The 26,222-nt window shown below is 45.7% G+C and carries 24 protein-coding genes; 12 read left to right on the plus strand and 12 right to left on the minus strand.

Features of this window, described 5'->3' with window-relative positions:
• Nucleotides 1-399: 399 nt before the first annotated feature.
• On the minus strand, nucleotides 400-1,515 hold the full coding sequence (locus tag GW12_RS02120) for an endonuclease/exonuclease/phosphatase family protein (protein ID WP_034582799.1): 1,116 nt from the start codon (nucleotides 1,513-1,515) through the stop codon (nucleotides 400-402).
• 187 nt (nucleotides 1,516-1,702) lie between these two features.
• Here GW12_RS02120 and asd point away from each other — a divergent pair, with 187 nt between their 5' ends.
• The 5 genes from asd to truA all read left to right on the plus strand — a co-directional run bounded on the left by asd (nucleotide 1,703) and on the right by truA (nucleotide 7,868).
• Nucleotides 1,703-2,821 carry an aspartate-semialdehyde dehydrogenase gene (gene asd, locus GW12_RS02125; RefSeq protein WP_034582800.1) on the plus strand — a complete coding sequence of 373 codons (1,119 nt, stop codon included), beginning with the start codon at nucleotides 1,703-1,705 and terminating at the stop codon, nucleotides 2,819-2,821.
• Nucleotides 2,822-2,944: 123 nt separating this feature from the next.
• Nucleotides 2,945-4,588, plus strand: coding sequence for a FimV family protein (locus GW12_RS02130; RefSeq protein ID WP_081403442.1), 1,644 nt, complete (start codon nucleotides 2,945-2,947; stop codon nucleotides 4,586-4,588).
• 72 nt (nucleotides 4,589-4,660) lie between these two features.
• On the plus strand, nucleotides 4,661-6,037 hold the full coding sequence (locus tag GW12_RS02135; RefSeq protein ID WP_034582804.1) for a hypothetical protein: 1,377 nt from the start codon (nucleotides 4,661-4,663) through the stop codon (nucleotides 6,035-6,037).
• A gap of 46 nt (nucleotides 6,038-6,083) precedes the next feature.
• Nucleotides 6,084-7,052 carry an asparaginase domain-containing protein gene (locus GW12_RS02140; RefSeq protein WP_034582872.1) on the plus strand — a complete coding sequence of 323 codons (969 nt, stop codon included), beginning with the start codon at nucleotides 6,084-6,086 and terminating at the stop codon, nucleotides 7,050-7,052.
• Between the two features lie 18 nt (nucleotides 7,053-7,070).
• Entirely contained in the window at nucleotides 7,071-7,868 is a 798-nt protein-coding gene (truA, locus tag GW12_RS02145; protein ID WP_034582806.1) for a tRNA pseudouridine(38-40) synthase TruA, read from the plus strand.
• An 87-nt stretch (nucleotides 7,869-7,955) separates the two neighbouring features.
• Here the strand turns inward: truA and GW12_RS02150 are convergent, their stop codons facing one another.
• Nucleotides 7,956-8,963 carry an AraC family transcriptional regulator gene (locus GW12_RS02150; RefSeq protein WP_034582809.1) on the minus strand — a complete coding sequence of 336 codons (1,008 nt, stop codon included), beginning with the start codon at nucleotides 8,961-8,963 and terminating at the stop codon, nucleotides 7,956-7,958.
• Between the two features lie 232 nt (nucleotides 8,964-9,195).
• Here GW12_RS02150 and infA point away from each other — a divergent pair, with 232 nt between their 5' ends.
• Both infA and GW12_RS02160 read left to right on the plus strand, forming a co-directional pair.
• Nucleotides 9,196-9,417, plus strand: coding sequence for a translation initiation factor IF-1 (infA, locus tag GW12_RS02155; RefSeq protein WP_001284370.1), 222 nt, complete (start codon nucleotides 9,196-9,198; stop codon nucleotides 9,415-9,417).
• A 155-nt stretch (nucleotides 9,418-9,572) separates the two neighbouring features.
• Complete coding sequence (locus tag GW12_RS02160) at nucleotides 9,573-9,983, plus strand: hypothetical protein (protein WP_034582812.1); 411 nt, start codon at nucleotides 9,573-9,575, stop codon at nucleotides 9,981-9,983.
• Between the two features lie 57 nt (nucleotides 9,984-10,040).
• On the opposite strand, the gene leuB is transcribed toward GW12_RS02160, so the two are convergent.
• From leuB to leuC, 4 genes are all read right to left on the minus strand, one after another.
• Nucleotides 10,041-11,120, minus strand: coding sequence for a 3-isopropylmalate dehydrogenase (leuB, locus tag GW12_RS02165; RefSeq protein ID WP_034582814.1), 1,080 nt, complete (start codon nucleotides 11,118-11,120; stop codon nucleotides 10,041-10,043).
• A gap of 39 nt (nucleotides 11,121-11,159) precedes the next feature.
• Nucleotides 11,160-11,723: a hypothetical protein gene (locus tag GW12_RS02170; protein WP_034582815.1), complete on the minus strand. Its 564-nt coding sequence runs from the start codon at nucleotides 11,721-11,723 to the stop codon at nucleotides 11,160-11,162.
• 86 nt (nucleotides 11,724-11,809) lie between these two features.
• Nucleotides 11,810-12,460, minus strand: a complete 651-nt coding sequence (gene leuD, locus GW12_RS02175) for a 3-isopropylmalate dehydratase small subunit (RefSeq protein WP_034582817.1) — start codon at nucleotides 12,458-12,460, stop codon at nucleotides 11,810-11,812.
• A 21-nt stretch (nucleotides 12,461-12,481) separates the two neighbouring features.
• Nucleotides 12,482-13,915 (minus strand): 3-isopropylmalate dehydratase large subunit, encoded by a 1,434-nt coding sequence (leuC, locus tag GW12_RS02180; protein ID WP_034582819.1) that lies wholly within the window; start codon nucleotides 13,913-13,915, stop codon nucleotides 12,482-12,484.
• Nucleotides 13,916-14,179: 264 nt separating this feature from the next.
• Between leuC and GW12_RS02185 the strand changes: the two genes are divergently transcribed.
• A complete protein-coding gene (locus GW12_RS02185) occupies nucleotides 14,180-14,419 on the plus strand; it encodes a DUF2061 domain-containing protein (RefSeq protein WP_034582821.1) in 240 nt (79 codons plus the stop codon).
• A 238-nt stretch (nucleotides 14,420-14,657) separates the two neighbouring features.
• Nucleotides 14,658-15,527, plus strand: coding sequence for a LysR family transcriptional regulator (locus GW12_RS02190; RefSeq protein ID WP_034582823.1), 870 nt, complete (start codon nucleotides 14,658-14,660; stop codon nucleotides 15,525-15,527).
• A gap of 125 nt (nucleotides 15,528-15,652) precedes the next feature.
• On the opposite strand, the gene GW12_RS02195 is transcribed toward GW12_RS02190, so the two are convergent.
• Together GW12_RS02195 and GW12_RS02200 are read right to left on the minus strand one after the other, a co-directional pair.
• Nucleotides 15,653-15,913: a DUF2789 family protein gene (locus GW12_RS02195; protein WP_034582825.1), complete on the minus strand. Its 261-nt coding sequence runs from the start codon at nucleotides 15,911-15,913 to the stop codon at nucleotides 15,653-15,655.
• Between the two features lie 161 nt (nucleotides 15,914-16,074).
• The gene (locus GW12_RS02200) at nucleotides 16,075-16,725 is read right to left on the minus strand and encodes an HAD family phosphatase (RefSeq protein WP_034582828.1); all 651 of its coding nucleotides are present in this window, start codon (nucleotides 16,723-16,725) and stop codon (nucleotides 16,075-16,077) included.
• 180 nt (nucleotides 16,726-16,905) lie between these two features.
• Between GW12_RS02200 and GW12_RS02205 the strand changes: the two genes are divergently transcribed.
• Nucleotides 16,906-17,388 (plus strand): RNA pyrophosphohydrolase, encoded by a 483-nt coding sequence (locus GW12_RS02205; protein WP_034582832.1) that lies wholly within the window; start codon nucleotides 16,906-16,908, stop codon nucleotides 17,386-17,388.
• 105 nt (nucleotides 17,389-17,493) lie between these two features.
• Nucleotides 17,494-19,788, plus strand: coding sequence for a phosphoenolpyruvate--protein phosphotransferase (gene ptsP / locus GW12_RS02210; RefSeq protein ID WP_034582834.1), 2,295 nt, complete (start codon nucleotides 17,494-17,496; stop codon nucleotides 19,786-19,788).
• Between the two features lie 11 nt (nucleotides 19,789-19,799).
• On the opposite strand, the gene GW12_RS15930 is transcribed toward ptsP, so the two are convergent.
• The 4 genes from GW12_RS15930 to GW12_RS02230 all read right to left on the minus strand — a co-directional run bounded on the left by GW12_RS15930 (nucleotide 19,800) and on the right by GW12_RS02230 (nucleotide 25,604).
• Complete coding sequence (locus GW12_RS15930; protein ID WP_034582837.1) at nucleotides 19,800-19,985, minus strand: hypothetical protein; 186 nt, start codon at nucleotides 19,983-19,985, stop codon at nucleotides 19,800-19,802.
• 168 nt (nucleotides 19,986-20,153) lie between these two features.
• A complete protein-coding gene (locus tag GW12_RS02220) occupies nucleotides 20,154-21,809 on the minus strand; it encodes an acyl-CoA dehydrogenase family protein (RefSeq protein ID WP_034582839.1) in 1,656 nt (551 codons plus the stop codon).
• Between the two features lie 197 nt (nucleotides 21,810-22,006).
• Nucleotides 22,007-24,208 carry a catalase/peroxidase HPI gene (katG, locus tag GW12_RS02225; protein ID WP_034582840.1) on the minus strand — a complete coding sequence of 734 codons (2,202 nt, stop codon included), beginning with the start codon at nucleotides 24,206-24,208 and terminating at the stop codon, nucleotides 22,007-22,009.
• A gap of 457 nt (nucleotides 24,209-24,665) precedes the next feature.
• A complete protein-coding gene (locus GW12_RS02230) occupies nucleotides 24,666-25,604 on the minus strand; it encodes a cation diffusion facilitator family transporter (protein WP_034582843.1) in 939 nt (312 codons plus the stop codon).
• A 134-nt stretch (nucleotides 25,605-25,738) separates the two neighbouring features.
• On the opposite strand from GW12_RS02230, the gene GW12_RS02235 reads away from it, so the two are divergent.
• Nucleotides 25,739-26,176: a GNAT family N-acetyltransferase gene (locus GW12_RS02235; protein ID WP_034582846.1), complete on the plus strand. Its 438-nt coding sequence runs from the start codon at nucleotides 25,739-25,741 to the stop codon at nucleotides 26,174-26,176.
• The last annotated feature ends 46 nt before the right edge of the window (nucleotides 26,177-26,222 follow it).

A 26,222-nucleotide genomic window follows, 5' to 3' on the forward strand; every position in this document is an offset into this window, starting at 1 on the left:
TCAAAGTTCTGTTGCCTTAGCCTGTATATTTTTATGGCTACCTTTATAGGGTTAATTATGAACAGTAAGTGTCAACAGACCCTAATTATCAGTTAAATATAAATTAAATTTCATTGCTGCATAAAATATATAACCCGGGTTCTACATCCTGTAAAACCCGGGCTAATGAGGTTGTGCTTTCAATGTTGTTATTCTTGCTCTTATTGTGATTTCCCTGTCATCATCATGTCCATGATGTCTTCATTCAGCTTCGTCTTCCTTATGAGAAATTCCCTTCTCGACTCCCTGTGCTGATGTGATCAGAATACTGAAAATTCCCAAGCATGAATATTCGCTATCAACCGCAATCTACGTAAGCAATTTCGTACACTTTTCCGATAAATCCATCACAATTTTGAGCTATTTTTTATAAGCTTGAGCCAGTTCATCGGTCACGATCTTTTCTTCTTTTTCTGCCTTTTCAATACCTTCCTGTATTGCTTCCTGGGCCTCCTGTTCATCTGCATCCGTCTGCTCAAGTTCCTCCTGCACCTGGTCAAAGACACGTCCAGTTTGCAGTACCACATAAACTGGAAAATGATCAGAGCCAACATGTGGGAGACGTTCCATGTGTACTAAGGCGAAATCGGTGCTATGAAACACATGGTCGAGCGACCAGCGGAAGAACGGATAATCGGCATGAAAGGTATTCACATAGCGCCGCCCAACTCGGGGATCGAGCAAGCCACTGATGCGCTGAAACAAACGTGTGGTCCGTGACCAGGCCACATCATTCAAGTCACCCATGACGATACAGCTTTCATCCAGATCCTTGATCTGATCCCCTACCATCAGTAGTTCAGCATCACGTAGCTTGGAGTCTTCAGCTTCCGTCGGACTCGGTGGCTTGGGGTGCAGACAGTACAGCTGCACCGAATGTCCTGAACGTAACGTCACCGTGGTATGAATCGAAGGAATTTCATCACTGAGGATAAACTTGATTTCGGTGTTGCTGAGTTTCAGCTTGCTATATAAATGCATCCCGTACAGGTTTTCGAGCGGTACAGCGACCCTATAAGGATAATCCGGCTCAATAACTGACAGTTGTTTTTGCCATTCTTTGTTGGTTTCTAGGGTCAGTAGCAGATCTGGTTGCAATTTCTGGACTTGATCAATCAGCAGATGGTATTTCTGGTTGGTCATCAGCACATTGGAAACTAACAAGGATATTTGTCTATTCGAATCCAGTTGTTCTTTTCGGACATGCTTGACCTGTTTCTTCCAGATAAAGGTATAAGGTAGCACCATCTTCAGCTGATAAGCCTGTGCAGCTAGTAGTCCAACAAAAATAATCTGGTCAACAATGGTCCAGGGATGTTCCCAGAAAATATATAGAGCCAGCGCTATAAATCCGATCATCAGAATTTGCAGTCTGGGAAAATCGGCGCCGCGAATCCACCATTCATCACGGGGAATCAGGGACCAGAAACTGAGCCAGATGACCAGTACTGCCAATAGCTGAATAAACAAAATCATAAAGTGGCTCTTTGCTATGTCATTATTTTTTCTGAAAGAAAATCATCGTTATCAATTTTTTATGTATCATAAACAAGATATTTCGCTCAATAATATTGATGTTTCGATTGTGTAGCTATTGCAGTTGATTGCCTTTTTGGTACACTCGAACCCCCTTTAATTTTTTAACGCACCGAGGCAAAGTGACATGAAAGTAGGTCTGGTCGGTTGGCGCGGGATGGTTGGTTCCGTCCTTATGCAACGTATGGTTGAAGAGAATGATTTTGCTCATTTTGAGCCATTCTATTTCTCTACCAGTAATGCGGGTGGCAAAGCACCTGCGTTTGGTGGAAAGACTGCCCCAGCACTTATGGATGCAACAGACATTAACAGTCTGAAGCAAATGGATGTCATTATTACCTGCCAAGGTGGTGACTATACCACTGCAGTTTTCCCTAAACTGAAAGCTGAAGGCTGGGATGGCTACTGGATTGATGCTGCATCTACCCTACGTATGGACGATGAAGCGATCATCGTGCTGGATCCAGTCAACCTGAACGTGATCAAAGACGGGCTGGTAAAAGGCACCAAAACTTTCGTGGGTGGTAACTGTACCGTTTCCCTGATGCTGATGGGTCTGGGTTCATTGTTCCAGAATAATCTGGTGGAATGGGCGACTTCCATGACTTATCAGGCAGCGTCTGGTGCCGGTGCACAGAACATGCGTGAGCTGATCACTGGCATGGGCTACCTGTATAACAACACCAAAGACCTACTGGATGACCCTAAATCTCCAATTCTGGAAATCGATTCTAAAATCGCTGCGCTGCAACGTGGAGAAGGCTTCCCTTCTGAACACTTTGGTGTACCACTCGCTGGCTCGCTGATCCCTTATATCGACAAGCAATTAGAAAGCGGTCAGTCTAAAGAAGAATGGAAAGGTCAGGTTGAAACCAACAAGATCTTAGGTAATTCTCAGATTGTTCCGATTGATGGCCACTGTGTACGTATCGGTGCTATGCGCTGCCACTCTCAGGCAATCACTCTAAAACTGAAACGTGACGTACCATTGAATGAAATCGAAGATATGATCCGTCAGTCTAGCCAATGGGCGAAAGTGGTACCAAATACCCGCGAAGCATCCATGACTGACCTGACTCCTGTTGCAGTGACTGGTACTTTGACTGTTCCAGTTGGTCGTCTACGTAAAATGAACATGGGTAAAGAATACCTGGGTGCATTCACTGTTGGGGACCAATTACTTTGGGGTGCAGCTGAACCACTACGTCGTATGTTACGCATCCTGATTGATTACAAAAATGCTTAATTAAGCATCTTGTAGTCAAACTAAAAGCCGATCTTTATTGATCGGCTTTTTTGTGTCAGTATCATGAAAATAGTTAAACAAACATAGACATCCTCATCGATTCATATTGGCCTAATATGAACGATGCCTGAGCCTAGAATTAAGATGACTGTATATAACAAATTTAAAATTACGATTTTAGCGATCATGATTGCACAGCCTGCTTTTGCAATCACGGTTGAGCCCGTTCAGGTTCAATCGGCCCCTGGGGAACTCCTCTATGCGGAAATCAATTTCCGTCAGGCAGACATCAATATACCGATTGAAGTCAGCCTAGCCACACCTGAAGATTTACTGTCGATGGGGACGACCCATCAGCCACCGGGACACCTGAACTTTTTCACCCGTCGTAGCAGTAATGGGACTGGTGTGATTACCATCACCTCCTCCCGACCTATTACCGATCGTGACCTCAATTTTGTAGTTAAGATCAAACAAGGTAATGCTGCACGCTTACAGCATGTTAAAACTTCTCTCAGACCTAAAACTGATCTACTGAAAGCTGCTCTAGGCGCGAATGAGCGTCCATTAACCCCAGTTGTCGTAGTGAATGAAAAAGAAATTGATCTGAATCTACCTGTCAGTACCCAATATCAAGTTTCAAATAATAGCAAGACCGTAGAGAAACCATTGGCTGTGCAACGTCAGTCACCACCGCCACTGTCTCTAAGTTCAATCCCACAAAAAATTACTGCAGCACCCGTCACTGCTGAAAAACCGCTTAACATAAGTCCGCAAAAAGCACCAACAACTGTAGCACCGCTGTCTGTAGCTCAACCTGCCCCGACAGCAGCTTTTGTAGCAGCACCAGTAACTCCAGCACCTCAAGTCTCAGTAGCACCATCTCTACCGGTTAAACCAGCAGATAAAATGATGGCACAAGCTGAGACTGCAGCTACTGCACAAGCTGCCCCGAAAACAGTTACTGAAACACAAGCTCCTACAGCGACGCCAACTAAAGCTGAGATACCGGCACCAACTGCTCAAAGTACTACTACAAAACCAGCAGCAACTCAACTCGCTGTTGCGCCGCAAAGCCAATCTAGTGATCCGCTGGTGAAGAAGTATCAAGAGCAACTGGCAGCGGCCAAGCAAGAGATGCTATCTACAAAACCTGCGCAGGCTGAAACGCCTATGCATCAGGCAAAACCAGCGACTCCACGCCCTGTAGCCAGCCCTTCTACAGCAAAAGCCACTTATGTGGTGCAATCGAATGAGTCACTTTGGAAAATTGCGGCACGCATCGCCCAGCAACAAAATCGTGGCGTTGGCGAAGTGATGCAGCAAATCAAGAAAAATAATGAACATGCCTTTATTGGGGGTGATGCCAACCGTTTGCGTCGAGGTGCAGCATTGAATCTGGATACTACACTAGCACAAAAACAGCCTGTAAAAGTGAATGCAGCAGAACTTGCGCAGGCCCAAGCTAAACCAAAGGGTCCGACTAAATATCGCCTCAATCAAGCCGAAATGAGCCTGATTGCTGAGAACCAGAAAGAATCTACACAGCTTTCTGCTAATCAGAACACAGTTGACCGTAAAACTTCGAAAGAATTGTCATTAAAAGTTATGACAGCTCGGGAAAAAACCGTTAAATTACAGAGAAACGTAACTGAATTAGAATTGGCACTCAATCAAAAGGATCAGAAAATTCAATTATTAAATGCTCGCCTGGCCCAGCTGCAACAACAGCTCAAAGCACATCAGGCAGCGAAAAAAGCCAATTAACTAGTCGTTACAGAAATTGATTTACAGGGATGAGTGGATATATGGAGCACTCTATCTCCAAGGGGTATTAACATGCTGATTTATGTGATTCCATTAATTCTTTTGATCGTCGTTTTGCTGGTGGTCAAAAAACGTCAGGATGCTCAAGGGTCAGATAAACCCAAAGCAACTGCGGCAAAAAGCAAAAAAACTGCAAGTTCAGCACGTACTACTCCGCCGAAAACCCGCGTGGTTGAAGAAGTCGCGCCAAAACCACAGGAAGTGGTTCCACTCTCTGCAGATCTACGCAAGAAAATTGAGCGCCTGATCTCTGAAGCAAATTTCTTTGCGGCAGAAGCACAAATCAACCAGGCGCTTAAAAAAGATAATCGTCAGCATGAACTCTATTTATTGCTCCTTGATATTCATATCCAGCAAAAAGATGAGTTTGCGATTTCCCAGTTGCTCAATCATGTTCGCTCATTGGGCCTAGATGAAATCCTTGCTCAGGCTGAAGCAAAAAAAGAAGCGTTTGAAAAATCGCTTACACTTAAAGATGATGTCATTGATTTCCCGAGTGCTCAACCAAGCTCAACTACTCCTTCTACTGAAGTTCCGCCAGCGAGCAATACTACAGCATTTGAAGAACTATCACCTACTCATACACCAAGCAGTGACTTAAGTTTCGATGAACTTCAGCTAGAAAGCCAAACGCAAAAACCAGTTGTTGAACCAGCCCCAGTTCAAAATGAAATCCAGCCACTGGAATTTAATTTTGAGCCAACGCTGACTTCATCTACCAAGGAAGCAAAAGAAGAACAGCCTGCATCAACAGGTTTAGAGTTTAATTTTTCTGAAACTCCAGCAGCATCAGAGCCTGCTCCTGTTGCAGCACCTGAACCAACAGCTCCAACACTAGACTTTAGCTTTGATCTGGATACAGCAGAAAAAACTGAAGTTGAACCTGCTGCACCGGCAATGGAGTTTAATCTTGATCTGGGAACTACAGAACAGGCTGAACCAGCTCCAGTATCTGAAGCAGTTGAACCACTTGATTTCTCCTTTACTATTGATAGTAATATCGCCACACAAACTCCAGAAGCAGCCTCTGCTGCTCCAGCGTTTGATTTATCAAGTTTAACTACAGCAGAATCAGCAACGACACCGGCTGAAATTGCAACACCAGAATTCAAACTGGATACAGCGCCAGAAAAACCAGCAAGTTCTGCAATCAGCTTTGATATTCCTTCTGCTCCAACTGCTTCAGCCAACCAGGATGATCCGCTGGTTCAATCTTTCCCCGAATTAAGCGAAGTTGATGAGATCGTACTGAATCTTGATCTGGCCCAGCAGTATATTCAATTAGGCGCTTACGATGCTGCCCGTGAAATCCTGGCAGAAAAAGAAGTGGATTACACCCCTCAGCAACGTACCCAAGTCGATCAGTTACTGAATCAAATCGCTTCCTAAGCAAATTCGTTTTACACTAAAGCAGTCACGTTTGGCTGCTTTTTTTATGATGAAAAACATTGCACTGATCTATATGGGCGGAACCTTTGGATGCGTTGGCGATCCACTCGCCCCCATGCCTGCCGAATTATTTTTTTCAAAATTAAAAGAACTTTTACAGCAAGATATTCATCCGGTGGAATGCTTCTGTGCACCAGCAATCAAGGACAGTAGTGCCTGCACAGCACAAGACTGGCTAGCTTTAATTCAGCAGATTCAGCAACTACAAACGAAGGGTTACCAGCGCTTTGTCATTATCCATGGCACAGATACTATGAGTTATGCCAGTGCAGTACTGGCACATTTTCTGGGACAGTCTGCCCATGTGGTACTGACAGGTAGCCAATATCCTCTATTAAATGCTACTGGCAACAAACCACGGGAATTTAGTGATGCTTTAGAAAACCTGTGCTTTGCCCTAGATTCAGCACTTCAGGTCGAAAAAGGTGTTTATCTGGCCTTTAACCTGGAACTGGTACATGGCAGAACGGCCTTAAAACAACATACCACTGAGCTAAAAGCTTTTGCTGGTGTAGATGCCTCTGTGAAAATACCACCTCAACCTGAAGCATATACTGTACAGGCACAGGATTTAACTAAAGCTGCACAATTTAACTGTATCAGCCTCATGATGCAGCCGATTGAGCTGGAGCAACAATGGTATAACCTCAAACAATTATTAGCAGCACCACCGCATTTTCTGATTCTGCAAGGCTTCGGCACAGGCAACCTTGCTGTAAATCCGGAAATCGTCCAACTTTTTGATCAGTTTTATGCAGTGGGTTGTGCACTGGTGCTGACGACTCAGGTACCTTTTGGGGCTACAGATCAGCGTTATGCCATTGCCGACTGGGTACAAAACTCCAAGATTTTGCTCAATGATGGCTATGGTCATGCCGATCTTTATGCAAAAGCACTAAAAATGTATTTACAATACGACAGCATAGAACAATGGCACCGTCATTGGTACGATTAGTTGAATCTTGAGGTTAGTATGCAGCGTTTTGCGGTCGGTATTGAGTTTAGTGGAGCACACTACAGAGGTTGGCAAACCCAGCAGCCCGGCGTCGCAAGCGTACAGGAAACCATTGAGAAAGTACTGTCTAAAGTTGCCAATGAGCCGATCATCCTGCATGGTGCCGGTCGTACCGATGCCGGTGTCCATGCCACCAATATGGTCGCGCATTTCGATACCGAAGCAATCCGTTCCGAATATGGCTGGCTGCGTGGTTGCAATAGCCAGTTGCCCAAAGACATTTCTATCCAATGGATTCAGGAAATGGACATGGATTTCCATGCTCGCTTCAAAGCTAATGCTCGCCGCTATCGCTATGTGGTATATAACCATCCCGTCCGTTCTGCCCTGCTGCATAAGCAGGTGACGCATATCTACTATGAGCTAGATGTCGACAAGATGATTCAGGCAGCGAGCAAGTTTGAGGGCACCCATAACTTTGAAAGCTTCCGTGCCGCAGCCTGTCAGTCCAATCAGCCAGTGCGTCATGTACACCATTGTCGCCTGATCCGTCATGGCAATTATCTGGTTCTGGATATTCAGGCCGATGGCTTCCTGCATCACATGGTACGTAACATCATGGGCTGTCTGCTGGAGATTGGTCAGGGCATGTATGAGATTGACCATATTGACGAGATTTTTGCTGCAGAAGACCGTAAAGCAGCAGGAATCACCGCCCCACCCGATGGCCTGTATTTCATTCAGGCGCATTATCCTAAGCAGTTTAAATTGCCAAAAGTACCCTTAGGACCGCACTGGTTAAATATGCCGGAATAAATTCATTCCCTTTTTTATTCACCTCCCCTAGCCCCTCCTGCAAGGAGGGGAACTTCCTCCTTTTTTCAAAGGAAGGTTAGGAGGGATTCAGCGCTGCTTCCGCTTTCTATACTCCACTGGCGTTTCATTGGTCCAGCGTTTAAAAGCACGATAGAAGGTACTTGGTTCAGAGAAACCGGTCAGATAGACAATCCGTTCCACACTCTCATTGGTTCCTGCTAATAAGCGTTTTGCCAGACGGCAGCGATAGTCTGAAAGAATCTGCTGGAAGCTGGTATTGGCTTCACTGAGCTGAGTACGCAGACGGCGTGGTGTGATATTCAGCTGTACTGCCACCGTTTCCAATGTAGTTTCACCACTTTCCAGGGTTGAACCAATCGCACGGCGTACTTCGCCAACCAGGTCATAACGTGCCAGCTCTTGCAGTTTTTCTATAGCCAGTTGTTCATGCAATTGCAACAATTCAGGCTCCGCCTGCCACAATGGATAATCCAAAATGCTTGGGTCGAAATACAGACGGGTTTCTTTTTGTCCTAAACTGACTGGACAGCCATAGACTCGGAAGTATTCATCATCGGCCGCACCTTTAGAGAAGTTGAAATCGATATAGATCGGTTCAAAACGGCCTTCAGTAATGAATTTAAAGAAGCGTAATACTCCTGACATTGCACACTCGGTAAAGTGACGATTGACAATATTCTCTGCATACGGCTGCTCACCATTGGTGAGATAACAGCGGTCATCTTCAATGACCAGCTGAGCATGGAAGGCATCACTGATCAGGCGCTGATAAGCCAAGGCACGCTTTAACCCCTCACCGAAATTTTCCGATGAAATGAACAGATGTTCAATCACCTGACCACGATATAGTGGCAAGTGTTCGCCTAAGTGTAGCCCGATATCCGGGTCCTTACTGACTTCTTCTGCCGCGACCCAGAACGCATACTGCGCACTTAACGGGGTACGGTCATTGGCTTCGACCTGGTTTAAGGCGACTCCTGCTTTAGCAAGCAATTCCTCGGTTGGTAAACCTGCACGACGTATCGCCTGGTAACCTAAACGCAGTACAACCGATGCATCTGTTAGCTGACCCACTCAAAAACCTTCCTTGTATGTGCTTCATTTATACTCAAAAAGACATTTTTTAGATTAACTGCGATTGACCAAACTGACAACATGCTTAGGCACTTTTTTCATGAAAATATTTGTACTGATGCTTCGCATTTTTTCTGTGTATCTGGTCAGTCTGACGCCTTATATAGCTTGTGTTTTAGAAAAAAATTGACTATAATTTGCGCCTTTCTTAATTTATTCTTTTAGGTAGGCTATGGCCAATAAAGAGGAACTCATCGAGTTCGAAGGCGTTGTCACCGAGACGCTTCCTAACACTATGTTCCGTGTACGTTTAGAAAACGGTCACGAAGTGATTGCACACATCTCAGGTAAAATGCGTAAACACTATATCCGCATTTTGACTGGCGACAGTGTTAAAGTGGAAATGACTCCTTATGATTTGACTAAGGGTCGTATCACTTACCGTGCACGCTAAGTTTTAGCGCAAGCAAAAAAGCCACCCAGTCGGTGGCTTTTTTTGTCTCTATTTGGTTTATACAGCAATGCTGTAACCATATGTCAAATTACAACAATAAGAACATATTTCTGCCTCTACAATAAAAGCATGGCGTTCTTTGTAGGAGTCAGAATATGTGGTCTGCATTTCGCCTCAACACGCTTTTCCTGCCAGGCATGCTTCTTCTGCTGACTGCCTGCGCAACTACTCCCACCCTTTCTCAAGCCGAACGTGAGGCTTATTTAAAGCAGTTTATTGGACAATCCAGTGAAACCATTTATGCCAATCTGGATTTAAGCAAACTGGGCTATCAGCAGGTCTATGAACCTGAACTTTTTGCCCAGCAACTAGTTTATATTGTACAACGTCCTGTAACTATACCCCTGTCTGTAGCACAGCACCCAGTGGCAGGTACCGGAACTGTCCCAATTCCAGTCACGCATAGCCCATCACAAGGTTATGATGTGAATTTGCAATGCAAGATCGTATTTGAACTGAAAGACAAGATTGCTCAGTCAGTCAGCTCGACTGGACGAACCTGCTAATCAATTACAGGCATAAAAAAACGCAGCCTTGACTGCGTTTTTTGTTGATCTAGAGAATTAGCCCAATGCAGCAACCACTGCCTGGCCCATTTCCACTGTACCTACTTTGTTCATGCCTTCAGACATGATGTCCGCAGTACGCAGACCTTGATCCAATACATTACCGACTGCATCTTCAATCGCTTTCGCAGCAGCTTCTTCACGGAAAGTGTAACGCAGCATCATGGCAACAGACAGAATCGTTGCTAATGGGTTAGCCAGGTTTTGCCCCGCGATGTCTGGTGCAGAACCATGACATGGCTCATACATACCTTTACCATTTTCATCCAGAGATGCAGATGGAAGCATACCAATAGAACCGGTTAGCATCGCTGCTTCGTCAGACAGGATGTCACCGAACAGGTTAGAGGTTACGATCACGTCAAACTGTTTAGGTGCACGTACCAGCTGCATGGCTGCATTGTCCACATACATATGAGACAGGTTGATGTCTGGGTATTGCGCTTCTTTCAGTGCAGTAACGGTTTGTTTCCAAAGCTCAGTCACTTCAAGTACGTTGGCCTTGTCTACTGAACATACTTTGCCACCACGTAGTCCAGCAAGTTCGAATGCAACTTTGGCAATACGTTTGATTTCAGATTCTGAGTAAACGTCAGTGTTGAAACCTTGTTTTTCACCATTTTCCAGCTCACGGATACCACGCGGCTGTCCGAAGTAGATACCGCCAGTCAATTCACGAACGATCAGGATATCCAGACCAGAAACGATTTCTGGTTTTAGGCTAGATGCATCCGCAAGTTGTGGATACAGGATGGCTGGACGCAGGTTTGCAAACAGGTTCAATTCACTACGCAGTTTGAGCAGACCGCGTTCTGGACGGATGGAACGTTCAATGGTATCCCATTTAGGACCACCGACCGCACCGAGCAGAATCGCATCCGCTTTTTTCGCCTGTTCAGAAGTCACATCTGGATAAGGTGAACCGTGTGCATCAATTGCAGCACCACCTAACAGGCCATGTTCCCAGCTTAGATCTAAATTAAATTTTTCATTTACGCGAGTCAGCACTTGCTCTGCTGCTTTCACAATTTCAGGACCAATGCCGTCACCAGCTAAAATCAAAATTTGTTTAGACATGAGATTTTCCATTTATAAGGTCAGCATTCACTGACTGGGTTAAATTTTTTGTTCTACAAACTCAGCAATGCCAGTTTCAACATTGTAAGGTCTGCAGAAACGTCGAATTGTTTTGGTGTCCTGCATCAGGTCTACGCAAAGCGGATCAGGTGCAGAGGCCTGCAATAAGCTGGTATTGCGGGTGGAGCGCTGACGATACATCTTGAAGGTGTATTTATGCTGCGCCTTAAATTCCTGGAACACATGCAGGACTTCCGCTTTTTCCGGGCTGATCGGATAAAAACGTACCACCAGTTCATGTTGTCCCGGCGGCACCGACAAATAGATCGGATTAGGATCAGCCAGACTTTCGCTCTGCAAGCGTACCAGCTTCAGGCGCATGGCATGGCTATCTATACGTCGGTTTACTGCATCCATAATCGTAACATCGTCAAGACGTTCGAAGTTGCAATCCTGTGTGCCGGAGCAATAGATCAGCGCATCTGATCCTGTTGCTGCTGATTCCGTCAGCCTTTTTAGCTGCATCGTATCGATGGTCTGACACGCGGTCATCAACATCGATACAGCACTTAATGCAAATAACTGTTTCCAATAGCTGGCCATGCTGAATGTCTAACCCAATCGAAATATCCATAATTTCACGATATTAGCAAGGGTTAGACTTTCTCGCTATGACATTTTAACTGGATTTAGCCGCGAATTTCTGCGAACACCCAAGGACGAACCGCTTTGGTTTTTTCTTCATAGGCACGAATTGCATCCGCATCCTGCAAAGTCAAACCAATATCATCCAGACCATTTAACAAGCAGTGCTTACGGAATGGATCCACTTCAAACTTGAAGCTTTCGCCAGACGGCGTACGCACTTCCTGTGCTTCAAGGTCAATCGTTAACTGATAACCTTCAGTTGCCGCACATTCCTTGAATAACTGGTCGACGATTTCTTCAGACAAGATCACTGGCAACATGCCGTTTTTGAAACTATTATTGAAGAAAATGTCTGCATAGCTTGGTGCAATCACAGTACGGAAACCGTATTCATTCAATGCCCATGGCGCGTGTTCACGGCTTGAACCACAACCGAAGTTCGCGCGTGACAACAATACTGTCGCGCCTTGGTAACGTGGCTGGTTCAAGACGAAATCCGGATTGATCGGACGTTTCGAGTTGTCCTGACCAGGATAGCCTTCGTCCAGGTAACGCAATTCATCAAACAGGTTCTCACCGAAACCGGTACGTTTGATCGATTTCAGGAACTGTTTTGGAATGATTAAGTCGGTATCCACATTGGCACGGTCTAATGGTGCAACGATACCCTGTTCAACGGTATAAGCTTTCATGTCTTTGCTCCTATTAGCCGATTAGAATGAACGTACGTCAACGAAGTGACCGGCTATCGCTGCTGCCGCTGCCATTGCTGGGCTGACCAAGTGAGTACGACCGCCATTACCCTGACGACCTTCGAAGTTGCGGTTCGAAGTTGAAGCACAGTGTTCACCTGGCTGCAATTTGTCAGCATTCATTGCCAAGCACATAGAGCAACCTGGTTCGCGCCATTCAAAGCCCGCTTCGATCAGGATCTTGTCCAGACCTTCTGCTTCTGCTTGCGCTTTGACCAAACCAGAGCCTGGAACCACCATCGCCTGTTTGATACTTGGAGCCACTTTTTTGCCTTTGGCAACTTCAGCTGCGGCACGAATATCTTCAATACGTGAGTTGGTACAGGAACCGATAAATACACGGTCTAACTTGATGTCCGCCAAAGATTGGCCAGCTTCCAAGCCCATGTACTGGTAAGCACGGGTCCAGTCTTTACGCTGTACATCATCTTTCGCCTGTTCCAAAGTTGGAACTGCTTGAGATACCGGAATCACCATCTCTGGAGAAGTACCCCAAGACACTTGTGGCTCGATTTCTTCACCTTGCAACACAACGACTGTGTCGAAGTGTGCGCCTTCGTCAGAATGCAAAGTATTCCAATACGCTACTGCCTGATCCCATTGCTCGCCTTTTGGTGCGTATGGACGGCCTTTCACGTATTCAATCGTTTTTTCATCAACAGCCACCATACCGACACGTGCACCAGCTTCAATCGCCATGTTACATACCGTCATGCGGCCTTCGATCGACATGTCACGGAACACCTGGCCACCGAATTCAATCGCGTGACCTGTACCACCTGCAGTACCAATCTTACCGATAATCGCCAAAACCACGTCTTTAGGAGTGACGCCTTTGCCTAATTTGCCATCGACGCGAACCAGCATGTTTTTCATTTTCTTCTGAACCAAACACTGTGTCGCTAACACGTGTTCTACTTCAGAAGTCCCGATCCCGTGTGCCAAACAGCCGAATGCACCGTGAGTTGCGGTATGTGAGTCACCACATACCACAGTCATACCTGGCAATGTCAAACCTTGCTCTGGGCCAACCACATGGGCAATACCTTGACGTACGTCATTGATGTCGAACTGTACCACGTCAAAAGTTTTACAGTTATCATCCAAAGTTTGTACCTGAATACGTGAAGTATCGTCTTCAATACCGGCAACGCCTTGTTCACGCTCTTTTTTAGAGGTTGGAACGTTATGGTCTGGGGTTGCCACGTTTGCGCTTAAACGCCATGGTTTACGGCCAGCCAGTTGCAAACCTTCAAATGCCTGTGGAGAGGTAACTTCATGTAATAAATGACGGTCGATATACAACAATGATGAACCATCATCACGTTGTTTCACTAAATGGTCATCCCATAACTTATCGTATAATGTTTTTGGTGTTTGGGTCTCGCCTGCCATGTCGATGTACTCCACTGGACTGGGTAAATTCTATCTCTCATTTGATTATATCGCTGCGTTCACATAAATCTAATTTATCATTTTTATTAGTTAATAAACTTTTTGGAATTCCTTAAACCATAGTTTAAACAGGCAGATATTGCTTTTTATTTAATCTAATTTTTCGATCATTTTTTTCAAAATATTCGCTTTTACAAATTAAATGAGAATTATTATTATTTCCTCATACAACAAACGTCATTAATTTTTTAGAGGAATATTGATATGGCACATGTTCAGAAATTCGTTGTTGATAACCAGCGCATGTTCAAGAAAACCTTGAGCTACTACATTATGCACATTAGCGTTGCCATGATTGTGGGCTATTTGGTGACTAGAAGCCTTGCAATGGCAGCAGCATTAAGCCTGCTTGAACCCACTGTACAGGCTGTGGCTTTCTTCTTCCACGAAAAAATCTGGGAAGGCAAAGCTGAACAGGACAATAACGAGGAAATCACCGCTTAAATTCTTTTCTGTCGATATTCCTCGTTTGGCCACCGTACCCCGGTGGCTTTTTTATTGATAAATATCCAACCCTTATCGCTTCCTATTTATTCATACTATTTTTATTTTTTAACCAATTATCTCACTTCGCCATATGAATGTCGGATTTTACAGCAATAGATACAACTTTCCCTTTGATTTATTCTTAAAATATTACAACAATAGATATACGCATAAAAATTCTTTATAGGTGATTAAGATGAATCTCGCAGCCTTTGAAGCCTTTGTAAAAGTCATGGAAACAGGATCAATTTCTCTGGCGGCAGATCAGCTTTTTATTACCCAGCCAGCAGTGACCAAGCGCATCCATAGTCTTGAAGAATATTTCGGGGTCAAGCTGTTTGAATCCGCAGGCCGTGGTGTGCAGGCGACTCATGCAGCCCATTCACTGTTGCCTAAAGTAAAAAACTGGCTGAATGAACTGGGCGATATCCACCACACCTTGAGTCATGAACAGGGCCAGATTCAGGGCAAACTGAAAATTGGTACCAGTCACCATATTGGCTTGCATCATCTTCCTTCTTATTTACGTCAGTACGTGCAGCAATATCCGGATGTCACTTTAGATGTACACTTTGTGGATTCCGAACAGGCGCATGAACAGGTGATTGCTGGCGATCTGGAACTTGCTTTCTTAACCCTTCCACCGCATGGCGATGAACGCCTGAATTATGTCACCATCTGGAATGATCCGCTGGTGTTTGTGGTTGCGCCCTTCCATCCGCTGGCGCAGCAAAAAAATTTAAAACTCGAAGATCTGGTGAATTATCCAAGCTTGTTACCATCGGCGCAGACTTATACCACCCAGATCACTATGGCCGAATTTGAGAAACAGGGCATCAAGCCAAAAACCACCATGAGCAACAATCCGCTGGAATCTATTCGTATGCTGGTATCGATTGGCTTGGGCTGGTCAGTACTGCCAAAAACACTAGTCAATCACGACTTGCAGGAACTGGACCTGCATCTGGAAATGAACCGTCAGCTCGGCATGGTGTGGCATCCAGGCCGTACGCAATCTAAAGCGGCACAGGCACTGGTTGAATTGATGCAACAACCTAAATTCTAAGTCATTCATATATCCACCCTAGATCCTGTAAATGACCTAGCCAGGAATATGTTGAACAGCCATGTTCAAGCGATAAAAAAAGCCAGTCATCTGACTGGCTTTTTTTATCATGTGCAGAGGTCTAATTAAAGAGAAGCTTGCGCATCTCGGGTTGCATCCTCATGCAGGGATTCATTCAGCTGATCTACCACGATGGCCCATTCGCCATCTGACGCTATTTTTTCCGCAAGGAACTGACGCTGTGCATCACTCCAGTACGGCGCATCCATCAAGTTAAAGTCCTTATGCAGCTGATGCTCTTCAATAAATTTGGCAATACCCTGTTCGCTGGCATCTAAACCCAACTGTTCGAACAAATGCGTCATACGTGGTCTTACTTTATTCATTTCAACTACCTCTGAGTTTCCCTTATTCTCATATTATTCAGATTGAGCTTAGCACGAAGCGCTGCAAGATTCTGTGACAATACTTTACTTTGCCAATTGATCCAGCGCACATAAAAAGCACAACCGGAGTTGTGCTTCACAATTTTAGCCAGCCTGATCGATTAAATCGACCAGTCCTGAATTTCCCAACCCTGCTCTTTGGCCAACGCTTCCAGTCGATCGTCTGGATTGACCGCAATAGCATGATCAGCATATTCCAGCAGAAAGCGGTCATTGATCGAATCTGAATAGGCCCAGGATTCAGTCACGTTACGGCCTTCCAGCCATTGTTCCAGACGCTCCAGTTTGCCTTTCTGATAGCAGGCGGTGTTAATCACCTTACCAGTATATTTACCATCCACGATCTCGGCATTGGTGGCAATAATTTCAGTAATGCCAAACTCACGGAAAATCGGCGCCGTAATAAAGTCTGAAGTTGCGGTGATCCCCACCAGTTCATGTCCAGCTTCACGATGACGTTCAATCGCCTTGAAACCTTCCGGACGCATTTGTGGACGTATGACTTTTTTCATGAACAGTTGATGAAGTTTAGTCAAATAATCATTGTCATGTTTAGTTAAAAATTCAAACACAAATTCATTATAAGCATACGGGTCCAGTTGGCCCTTTTTATAGTCTTCATAAAACTTGTCGTTCATGGCGCGGTGATGAACCGGGTCAACCAGGCCTTCATTGACCAAAAATTCCCCCCAGGAATGATCCGAATCGGTGTTTAACAGGGTGTGATCGAGATCAAATAGCGCCAATTTCATGAAAATACTCGTAAAAACTGAAATTTAAGAAAAAAATTGTAAATCTATCTCCGCTAGTCGATAGAAATTCGTTAAGATCATATCAATTTTAACATTTTTAAACTTTGCTTTTTTCGAGTTGGATAAAGAAATAAAAATCCCCGATAGCAAAGGCATAAATACACAAGATTTAGGTGCCAAATGATCGACTCCGAAGGTTTCCGACCGAATGTCGGGATCATCTTGGCAAACGATGCTGGACAAGTTTTATGGGCAAAGCGCATTGGTCACAATGCATGGCAATTTCCACAAGGAGGTATCCAACATGGCGAAACCCCTGAGCAGGCGCTCTACCGTGAGCTAAGGGAAGAAGTCGGCTTATTGCCCGAACACGTCCAGATTGTAGCGCAAACCAAAGGCTGGCTGCGTTATCGTTTGCCGCACCGGTACATCCGTACGGAATCCAATCCCGTATGTATCGGTCAAAAACAGAAGTGGTTTTTACTCAAATTGACGGCGTCAGCGCATCATATTCAGTTAAATCTGTCTGATCCGCCCGAGTTTGACCAATGGCAGTGGGTAAGTTACTGGTATCCGCTCGGTCAGGTCGTGAATTTTAAACGCGATGTGTACCGCAAAGCCATGGTGGAACTGTGCCAGCAGTTACCTCAGGAAGAAAGTTAAAAGAAGTGCCTAAAAATCTGAAGATTAATGCAGATTTTTTGGGCAGTTATTGTTATAAATAAAGCAGATACCGGAACTTATACCTACAAATAAGGAGCAGCGCGAATGTCGAATATGCAACTGGAAACCTTAAGACGCATTGTGCAGGAAATCAATGCGTCTACCAGTTTGCACGAATCGCTCGACATCATGGTCAACCAGGTGGCTGAAGCGATGCATGTCGATGTCTGCTCCATTTATCTGCTGGATGAACGCAACCAGCGTTATCTGCTGATGGCATCTAAAGGTCTGAAACCGGAAGCAGTGGGCCATGTCTCGCTGCAAACTGGTGAAGGTCTAGTGGGTCTGGTCGGTCAGCGTGAAGAAATTGTCAATCTTGACAATGCGCCGAAGCATGAACGCTTTATGTACCTGCCGGAAACCGGTGAGGAAATTTATAACTCCTTCCTTGGCGTGCCGGTGATGTACCGCCGTAAGGTGATGGGCGTGCTGGTAGTTCAGAACAAGGAATCCCAAGATTTCTCCGAAGCGGCAGAATCTTTCCTGGTCACACTATGTGCGCAGCTCTCCGGCGTAATTGCCCATGCCCACGCGGTAGGAAATATTGACGTCTTCCGTAAGCCAAGCAATTTACCTGCTTATAAGACCTTCCAGGGCGTTTCTGGTTCTGGCGGGATTGCCATTGGCCGTGCCGTAATTCTCTATCCTCCTGCCGATCTGTCTGCCGTGCCAGACCGTGAAGCGGATGACATCAGCGAAGAACTGACCTTGCTCGACGGGGCCCTCACTGCAGTCCGCGAGGAAATCCAGTCTTTAGATGACAAGATGCAGGATGCCTTGATGGCAGAGGAACGTGCCTTGTTTAGCGTGTTCCTGCGCATGTTGGATGAAAATGCCCTGCCGGCCGAAATCAAGGAACTAATCCGTGAAGGTCACTGGGCCCAAGGCGCGGTTCGCATTGTCATTGAAAACCACGTAGCTCAGTTCGCGCAGATGGAAGATGAATACCTGCGTGAACGGGTATCGGATCTGAAAGACCTCGGCCGGCGTATTCTGGCCAAGCTACAGGAAGCCGATGAAAGCCACCGTGAGCTGACCGATGAAAGTATCCTGATTGGTGAAGAAATCTCAACCGCGGCACTGGTGGAATTACCCGTCGATAAAATCGCGGCGATTGTCACCACTGAGGGTGCCATGAACTCGCATATGGTGATTGTGGCACGTGCACTGGGGATTCCAACCGTGGTCGGTGTGACTGAACTGCCAATAAATACCCTTGATGATGTCGAGATGATTGTCGACGCGCATCAGGGCCGTGTGTTTATCAATCCGCCACGTCGTCTGCGTACCCGCTATAAAGAAATTCAGAAAGAAGAAGAACAGATCGCCAAAGACCTGCGTCAATATGAAACTAAAGACGCGATTACCCCGGATGGTATTGCCGTTCGCCTATTCGTGAATACCGGTCTGATGATTGATGTGGTGCGTGGCGTACAGCGCGGTGCCAAAGGTGTCGGCCTGTACCGTTCCGAAATTCCATTTATGCTGCGCGACCGCTTCCCCGGCGAAGAAGAACAGCGTTCGATTTACCGTCAGCAGCTGAGCCACTTTGCCAACAAGCCGGTGGTGATGCGTACCCTGGATATCGGTGCGGACAAAGACCTGCCATATTTCTCAATCGAAGAAGAAAACTCGGCACTGGGCTGGCGCGGTATTCGCTTTACCTTGGATCATCCAGAGATTTTCTCTTCACAGATTCGTGCGATGTTAAAAGCGAGTATTGGCCTGAATAACCTACATATTCTACTGCCGATGGTGACCAGTGTCAGTGAGGTTGAGGAAGCACTGTATTTACTGGAACGTGACTGGATCGCGGTGCAGGAAGAAGAACAGGTCAAGATCACCAAGCCAAAAATCGGCATCATGGTGGAAGTGCCAAGTGTGCTGCATCAGATTGATGAGTTTTCGGAATTTGTCGATTTCTTCTCGGTGGGTTCCAATGACTTGACCCAGTATTTACTGGCCGTGGATCGGAATAATCCGCGTGTCGCCAACGTCTATTCGCATCTGCATCCGGCAGTCTTGCGTGCCTTGACTCGTCTGGTCGCAGACTGTCATCGCAATGAAAAGCCGGTCAGCATCTGTGGGGAAATGGCGGGAGATCCGCTGTCAGCTGTGCTGTTGATGGCAATGGGCTTTAACACCCTGTCGATGAGTTCAAGCAATATTCTGCGGGTACGTAAAACGATTTGTCATGTGCCGATGACCGATGCACAGGACTTATTGGAACATGTACTGAAGCTGGATAATCCGCTGATGGTGAAAAGTTGGCTGGAACATTATTTCCGCAAGCATGGACTGGCGGATATGGTCAAAGGTGCATCGCGATTGGTGACTTGAAGACTAAAAACTTAGCAAAATAGACATAAACAAAAAGGGAGATAATCACTTGAGTATCTCCCTTTCTTGTGTTTGCTGTAACCGCGTTTGGCATCTTTCTTGCGGTCTATAAAAACTTGGCTTCTGTTGACCTCATGCATGTGTTTGGCCACAAAGTTATGGGGCACAACCTCTTGCAGCTGCTTTTTCTTTGCCATATTCCTACCTTTTCAAGTTGATCAGCATCGGAAGGATGCTGTGCATATATTGTACTGTTTAGGGTGAATTTCAAGCGGCTTTTGAATATTTGTTTTAAGAGATAAGAAAAGGGAGTGCTGCCTATAAATTCAAGCTGCTCTTCCCTTCTCTAATCTAAATTGAAATGGTTATTGGTTTTTTGCTAATGCCCGTTCCAGGATTCGCTCAATATCCACCTGTTTAGGACTGATCATACCCACCACCCGGCCATGAAACTCACTATAACGAGTCTGGATAAAAGCATTTGAAATAAACTCAGGCGCATTACGTTTCAACAATACACCTTGAGCTAAAACAGTTAAACGACTAACCAGACTGCGTCCGATAAACTGCAAATTATCCGCTGATTGCTGAAACAGTTTAAACAGTTCTTGTAGTTCTTCTTTAAGTGTTTCATCCTGCATAGCAGTGGCTGCTAGATCCTGGAACAGCACTTCAATCGATTCCGGTTCACGACCAATCGCACGTATGACATCCAGACACATGACATTGCCTGAACCTTCCCAGATGGTATTCACCGGTGCCTCACGGAAGATCCGCGCCATGATGCCATTATCCACATAACCATTGCCACCAAAGACTTCCATGGTTTCTCCAGTCAACTCGACAGCGCGCTTACAGATCCAGAACTTGGAAGCCGGGGTCATGATGCGTTTCCAGGCCAGGGACAGAGCGTCGTCATTTTCATAGCAATGCGCTAAATGAAAACTGAGTTGCATTGCGGCTTCAGCTTCCAGTGCCAGATCAACCAATACCGCCTGCATTAAAGGCTGTTCAGCCAGATGCTTGCCAAAGGCTTTACGCTGGCGGGTATAGGCCAGACATTGCACCAGTGCCTGACGCAACATCGCAGTACTGCCGACTGAGCAGGTCAGGCGGGTGTAATTTGCCATTTCAATAATGGTCGGAATGCCCCTCCCGGCTTCGCCGATCATGATGCCCCAAGCTTCATGGAATTCGACTTCAGAGCTGGAATTGCTGCGGTTACCGACCTTGTCTTTGAGTCGCTGTACATGAATCGCGTTCTTGCTGCCATCTTCACGCCAGCGTGGTACAAAGAAACAGGCCAGTCCATCCTGTTCAGTTTTTGCCACCACCAGATGCGCATCACACATCGGGGCGGAGAAGAACCATTTATGTCCGGTAAGCAGATAAGCCTGTCCGCGGCCTGATTCGCCAATCGGTACAGCAAAGGTTTCATTGGCACGGACATCAGAACCACCCTGCTTTTCAGTCATGCCCATACCCAGCCAGATCGACTTTTTCTGACTGATGGGCAGGTCACGTTCGTCATATTCAGTGGAAAGCAGTTTATCTCCGATCTTGGCCCAGAGTTCAGGTTCACGCTGGATTAAGGGAATACTGCCAAGGGTCATTGAGGTTGGGCACAGGCTGCCACATTCCACCTGCCCGCTCAGGTAAAAACGTGCTGCCCAGTCGACCCATTTGGAAGTCGATTCCAGATGGTTAAATGGATGGGCATGTGCATCAAACTGGCGGTTTAGACGCATCCACTGATGCCAGGCTGGATGAAATTCAAGATAATCCCGACGGCGTCCTCGGGCATCAAAGGCATGGAGGATCGGGGTATGCCGGTTTGCCAGATCGGCATATGTATAATATTGCGATGAACCCACCACCTGCCCCATTTCAGTCAAAATAGCCTGATCTGAACTGCCATAGCGCTGCAGGATTTCCTGCAAAATAGTGTCAGTGGCAAACAGGTTGTAATTCTGCTTTTCATCAAACTGGTTGCTGATCTGATGGGTCGTCCATGTGTTCATCTTTGCTTCCTTAATATTCATTTTTATTTTGCGATTTTTGAATCAGTATAAAGAAAAAGAAAGGCATAGAATTTTTGATTTCAGTAAATCCACCCCTATTCCGTGACTGGGTATTTCATTACCAAATCATTTTCCAAATTTAAGGCAATAAAAAACCGGCCTTAAAGCCGGTTTTTCTTTTCAGTGTGTCGAAATGATTACTTCACATCAAAACGGTCTGCATCCATCACTTTGGTCCATGCTTTAACAAAGTCACGTACAAATTTTTCTTTATTGTCATCCTGTGCATAGACTTCTGCATAAGCACGAAGAATCGAGTTAGACCCGAACACCAAGTCTACACGAGTTGCTGTCCATTTCTTCTCGCCAGTACGACGTTCAACAATTTCATATTTGTTTTCGCCAACTGGATTCCACTTGAAGTTCATGTCAGTCAGGTTCACGAAGAAGTCATTAGACAGAACGCCGACGTTGTCTGTGAATACGCCTTCTGGTGCGCCAGCATAATTAGTACCCAGTACACGCATACCACCGATCAGCGCTGTCATTTCAGGTGCAGTCAGACCTAACAGTTGTGCGCGATCCAGTAACAACTCTTCAGGTTTAACTGCATACTCGTCTTTGACCCAGTTACGGAAACCATCGTATTTCGGTAACAGGTCTTCAAATGAGTAAACATCCGTCTGTTCCTGAGTAGCATCACCGCGGCCTGGGGTAAATGGAACCTTGATGTCCACACCTGCGGCTTTAGCTGCTTGTTCCACTGCTGCAGCACCACCCAAAACGATCAGGTCGGCAATGCTGACTTTCTTCTCAAGACCAGCCTGAATTTCTTCAAGTTTGCTCAAGACTTTGTTCAGACGTTCAGGTTCGTTACCGATCCATTCACGTTGCGGAGTCAAACGGATACGGGCACCGTTAGCACCACCACGGTAGTCTGAACTACGGAAAGTACGTGCGCTGTCCCAAGCGGTATTGATCAGTTCAACTGGCGCTAAACCACTGTTCAACAATTTCGCTTTCAGCTCTTCAATTTCAGTTTCTGACAGGGTGTAATCCACTTTAGAAATTGGATCTTGCCAGATCAGGTCTTCAGCCGGTACGTCTGGACCGAGGTAACGGGATTTAGGTCCCATGTCACGATGCGTCAGCTTGAACCATGCACGTGCGAACACTTCAGAGAAGTATTCTGGATCACGCCAGAAACGTTCAGCAATCTTACGGTATTCCGGATCGACTTTCAGTGCCATGTCGGCATCTGTCATCATTGGATTACGACGTACATTCGGGTTGTGCGCATCAACTGGTTTGTCTTCTTCCTTGATGTTGACTGGTTCCCATTGTTTACCCCCCGCTGGGCTGACTGTTTTTTCCCAGTCATAGGTAAATAACAGGTAGAAGAATTCGTTATCCCATTTGGTTGGATGCGTTGTCCAGGCCCCTTCCAGACCACTGACCATGGTATTTGCACCATTACCAGTACCTTCAGGGTTATGCCAGCCTAAGCCCTGGAATTCAACATCAGCACTTTCAACGTCAGCACCGAGCAATTCCGCTTTACCATTACCGTGTGCCTTACCAACGGTGTGACCACCAGCAGTCAAAGCAACAGTTTCTTCGTCATTCATACCCATACGGTCAAACGTGACACGCATGTCCTGAGCAGTACGTAATGGATCCTGAACACCATCTACACCTTCTGGATTGACGTAGATCAGACCCATTTGCACTGCAGCGAGTGGATTAGACAGCGTCGAGCGGTCTTCATCGCTGCCATAACGGTTTTTGGTCGGCGCTAGCCATTCACGTTCATCACCCCAGTACACATCTTTTTCCGGGTGCCAGATATCTTCACGGCCACCGCCAAAACCGAAGGTTTTCAGGCCAGCTTCTTCATAAGCGACAGTACCTGCCAGGATGATCAGGTCACCCCAGGAAATCTTGTTGCCGTATTTTTTCTTGATCGGCCATAACAGACGGCGGCCCTTGTCCGTGTTGACGTTATCAGGCCAGCTGTTCAATGGTGCAAAACGTTGGTTACCGGTATTGGCACCACCACGACCGTCCTGCTTACGGTAAGAACCTGCCAAGTGCCATGCTGTACGCACGAACATGCCAATATAGCTACCATAATCAGATGGCCACCAGTCCTGGCTGCTGTTGATCAATTCACGCAGGTCCTGTTTGACCGCTTCAAGGTCGAGAGATTTAAAAGCTTCTTTATAGTTAAAGTTAGGATCGAATGGATTGGTTTTAGAATCGTGTTGGGAAAGGATGTCCAAGTTAAGCGCATTTGGCCACCAGTCGGTATTTTTACTGCTGGCTGCGTTGGTGAGTGCCCCTTCTGCTCTTTGCTTTTGGTGAAATGGGCAGCCGGATACTTGCGAATCTTGTGTCATTTTGTAGCTCCTAGACTTCAAAAAGTCTGTTTGATCTGAACCGTTTAAACCGCTTATGTGATTCAACATAACCCGTTTTTGAGGACTGCCCAAACGAGTTTTACGAATGGAAACAATCGAATTCTTCTATCTAATTGCCTGTAAATTCATTAGTTATGTATTTTCGGCTGTATTTTCGGGGAAATAGCAGAGAACATGCAGTTTCGCGAGAATCCGCTTGTTTTGACAGAGGCAAATAACATTCGACTAAAGTTCTAGATCAGGATTTCATTCAACACAGATTTACAGTCGTAATACGAAGCTAGCAAATGTTAACAAAATCTATTTGATTATCGATTTTAGTAAATAAATTTAATCCAGATCGTTGTGATTGATAGGTGAGCATAAAAATAGACGCTGCAGCGCCTATTTAAAAATGTTCGGATGAGATCAGCAGATGACTAAGAATTCCCTTCCTTTATACCCGCCCATGGGTTCGTTCCAGCCAGACTTTCTGGGTTTGCGGTTTGACAAACAGAGTAATAATTTCTGGATGAATCTGCTTGATCTGCGCTTCGATCCGGTTGACACAGGCTTCAATTTCATCTGAAGTCAGATTATCCATAAACTCCAGACTTAAAGAGGCAATCACCTGATGTGCCCCGATCTGTTCAGTCAGCACCCCATTGGCACTAAATACCGCGATATCTTCCTGGGCAATCAGCAGTACATTTTCCCGCAGTTTCGGGTCAGCAGTTTCACCAAGGAGCAGGCCTTTGGTTTCACGTGCCAATAGCCATGCCGACACCGCCAGCACTACCCCAATCAGAATCGAAGCTGCACCATCCAGCTCTGGAATATTCAGCTGATGCGCCAGGAAAATACCGACCAGAGCAATCATCAGACCGATTAAAGCCGCAGTGTCTTCAAATAATACGGTAAAGGTGGTGGGATCCTTACTGCGGCGGAAGGCCTCAAAATACCCCATTTTCCCTTTCATTTTGCGGAAGGTTTTTAAGGCCACAGTCCAGGAAAATCCTTCACACAGGATCGCAATACCAAGCACGATATAGTTGATCATCGGGTCCTGCATTTCTTCAGGATGAAGAATATGCAGGATACCCTGATAAATTGAGACAATGGCACCCAGAGCAAATACCATCAAAGCCACAATAAAGGCCCAGAAATACAGCTCACGTCCATAACCAAAAGGATGTTTGGCATCCGGTCGTTGATCAGCTTTTTTCATGCCATAGAGCAGCAGGATTTCATTTAGCGTATCCACCACTGAGTGAATCGCCTCACTAAGCATGGCAGAACTGTTGGTGATATAAGCTGCAATAAACTTGACCAGAGCAATCGCCAAATTCCCAGCTAGTGCAGCATAGACCACGATTTTATTGGATTCAGACGACATTCAGATTTGTCCTAATTTTTTTGTTCCCAAATAGATGATCTATTTGATTTTTCATTTTATCTCTTTGCATCTTAATAAACTGCTGGCATAAATTGTTTATTGTTTTGTTGTTCTCATTTTTAATCGGAATCCTCATGCCTGAAATTGTTTCAACTTCTGCTGACCAGCATGCTGCCCTGCTCGAACTGTGGGAACAGTCTGTGCGTGCGACCCATCATTTCCTAACGGAAGAACAGATCCTGCAGATTCGCCAGCAGATCATCGAGTTTGGCTATTTTGATCAGGTGCAACTGTTTCATGTGGAACATCAGCAGCAGATTCTGGGTTTTATAGGCATTGCCGGCCATAAATTAGAAATGCTGTTTATCTCTCCCGCTGCATTCCGGCAAGGCATTGGCAGTCAGTTATTGCAACATGCGCTTGAGCTGGGCGTGACCGAAGTCGATGTCAATGAACAGAATCCTAATGCTGTGACTTTTTATCTGAAACATGGTTTCAAAGTGGTCAGCCGTTCCGAAACGGATAGCGTGGGCAATCCTTACCCGATTCTGCATCTGAGACTAAAAAAATAAAAAGGAAGCCGTAGCTTCCTTTTAGAGATAAGTTCAATGATTCGGT

This window comes from Acinetobacter sp. HR7 (genome assembly GCF_000773685.1).
Classification (GTDB): Bacteria; Pseudomonadota; Gammaproteobacteria; order Pseudomonadales; family Moraxellaceae; genus Acinetobacter; species Acinetobacter thermotolerans.

What these genes read in the sequence shown, in the direction of transcription:
- asd (WP_034582800.1), top strand. Translation starts at nt 1,703, where the DNA reads ATGAAAGTAGGTCTGGTCGGTTGGCGCGGGATGGTTGGTTCCGTCCTT.
- truA (WP_034582806.1), top strand. Translation starts at nt 7,071, where the DNA reads ATGCAGCGTTTTGCGGTCGGTATTGAGTTTAGTGGAGCACACTACAGA.
- infA (WP_001284370.1), top strand. Translation starts at nt 9,196, where the DNA reads ATGGCCAATAAAGAGGAACTCATCGAGTTCGAAGGCGTTGTCACCGAG.
- leuB (WP_034582814.1), bottom strand. Translation starts at nt 11,120, where the DNA reads ATGTCTAAACAAATTTTGATTTTAGCTGGTGACGGCATTGGTCCTGAA.
- leuD (WP_034582817.1), bottom strand. Translation starts at nt 12,460, where the DNA reads ATGAAAGCTTATACCGTTGAACAGGGTATCGTTGCACCATTAGACCGT.
- GW12_RS02160 (WP_034582812.1), top strand. Translation starts at nt 9,573, where the DNA reads ATGTGGTCTGCATTTCGCCTCAACACGCTTTTCCTGCCAGGCATGCTT.
- GW12_RS02135 (WP_034582804.1), top strand. Translation starts at nt 4,661, where the DNA reads ATGCTGATTTATGTGATTCCATTAATTCTTTTGATCGTCGTTTTGCTG.
- GW12_RS02170 (WP_034582815.1), bottom strand. Translation starts at nt 11,723, where the DNA reads ATGGCCAGCTATTGGAAACAGTTATTTGCATTAAGTGCTGTATCGATG.
- GW12_RS02190 (WP_034582823.1), top strand. Translation starts at nt 14,658, where the DNA reads ATGAATCTCGCAGCCTTTGAAGCCTTTGTAAAAGTCATGGAAACAGGA.
- GW12_RS02235 (WP_034582846.1), top strand. Translation starts at nt 25,739, where the DNA reads ATGCCTGAAATTGTTTCAACTTCTGCTGACCAGCATGCTGCCCTGCTC.
- GW12_RS02220 (WP_034582839.1), bottom strand. Translation starts at nt 21,809, where the DNA reads ATGAACACATGGACGACCCATCAGATCAGCAACCAGTTTGATGAAAAG.
- GW12_RS02205 (WP_034582832.1), top strand. Translation starts at nt 16,906, where the DNA reads ATGATCGACTCCGAAGGTTTCCGACCGAATGTCGGGATCATCTTGGCA.
- GW12_RS02200 (WP_034582828.1), bottom strand. Translation starts at nt 16,725, where the DNA reads ATGAAATTGGCGCTATTTGATCTCGATCACACCCTGTTAAACACCGAT.
- ptsP (WP_034582834.1), top strand. Translation starts at nt 17,494, where the DNA reads ATGTCGAATATGCAACTGGAAACCTTAAGACGCATTGTGCAGGAAATC.
- GW12_RS02140 (WP_034582872.1), top strand. Translation starts at nt 6,084, where the DNA reads ATGATGAAAAACATTGCACTGATCTATATGGGCGGAACCTTTGGATGC.
- GW12_RS02120 (WP_034582799.1), bottom strand. Translation starts at nt 1,515, where the DNA reads ATGATTTTGTTTATTCAGCTATTGGCAGTACTGGTCATCTGGCTCAGT.
- katG (WP_034582840.1), bottom strand. Translation starts at nt 24,208, where the DNA reads ATGACACAAGATTCGCAAGTATCCGGCTGCCCATTTCACCAAAAGCAA.
- GW12_RS15930 (WP_034582837.1), bottom strand. Translation starts at nt 19,985, where the DNA reads ATGGCAAAGAAAAAGCAGCTGCAAGAGGTTGTGCCCCATAACTTTGTG.
- GW12_RS02130 (WP_081403442.1), top strand. Translation starts at nt 2,945, where the DNA reads ATGCCTGAGCCTAGAATTAAGATGACTGTATATAACAAATTTAAAATT.
- GW12_RS02185 (WP_034582821.1), top strand. Translation starts at nt 14,180, where the DNA reads ATGGCACATGTTCAGAAATTCGTTGTTGATAACCAGCGCATGTTCAAG.
- GW12_RS02195 (WP_034582825.1), bottom strand. Translation starts at nt 15,913, where the DNA reads ATGAATAAAGTAAGACCACGTATGACGCATTTGTTCGAACAGTTGGGT.
- GW12_RS02230 (WP_034582843.1), bottom strand. Translation starts at nt 25,604, where the DNA reads ATGTCGTCTGAATCCAATAAAATCGTGGTCTATGCTGCACTAGCTGGG.
- leuC (WP_034582819.1), bottom strand. Translation starts at nt 13,915, where the DNA reads ATGGCAGGCGAGACCCAAACACCAAAAACATTATACGATAAGTTATGG.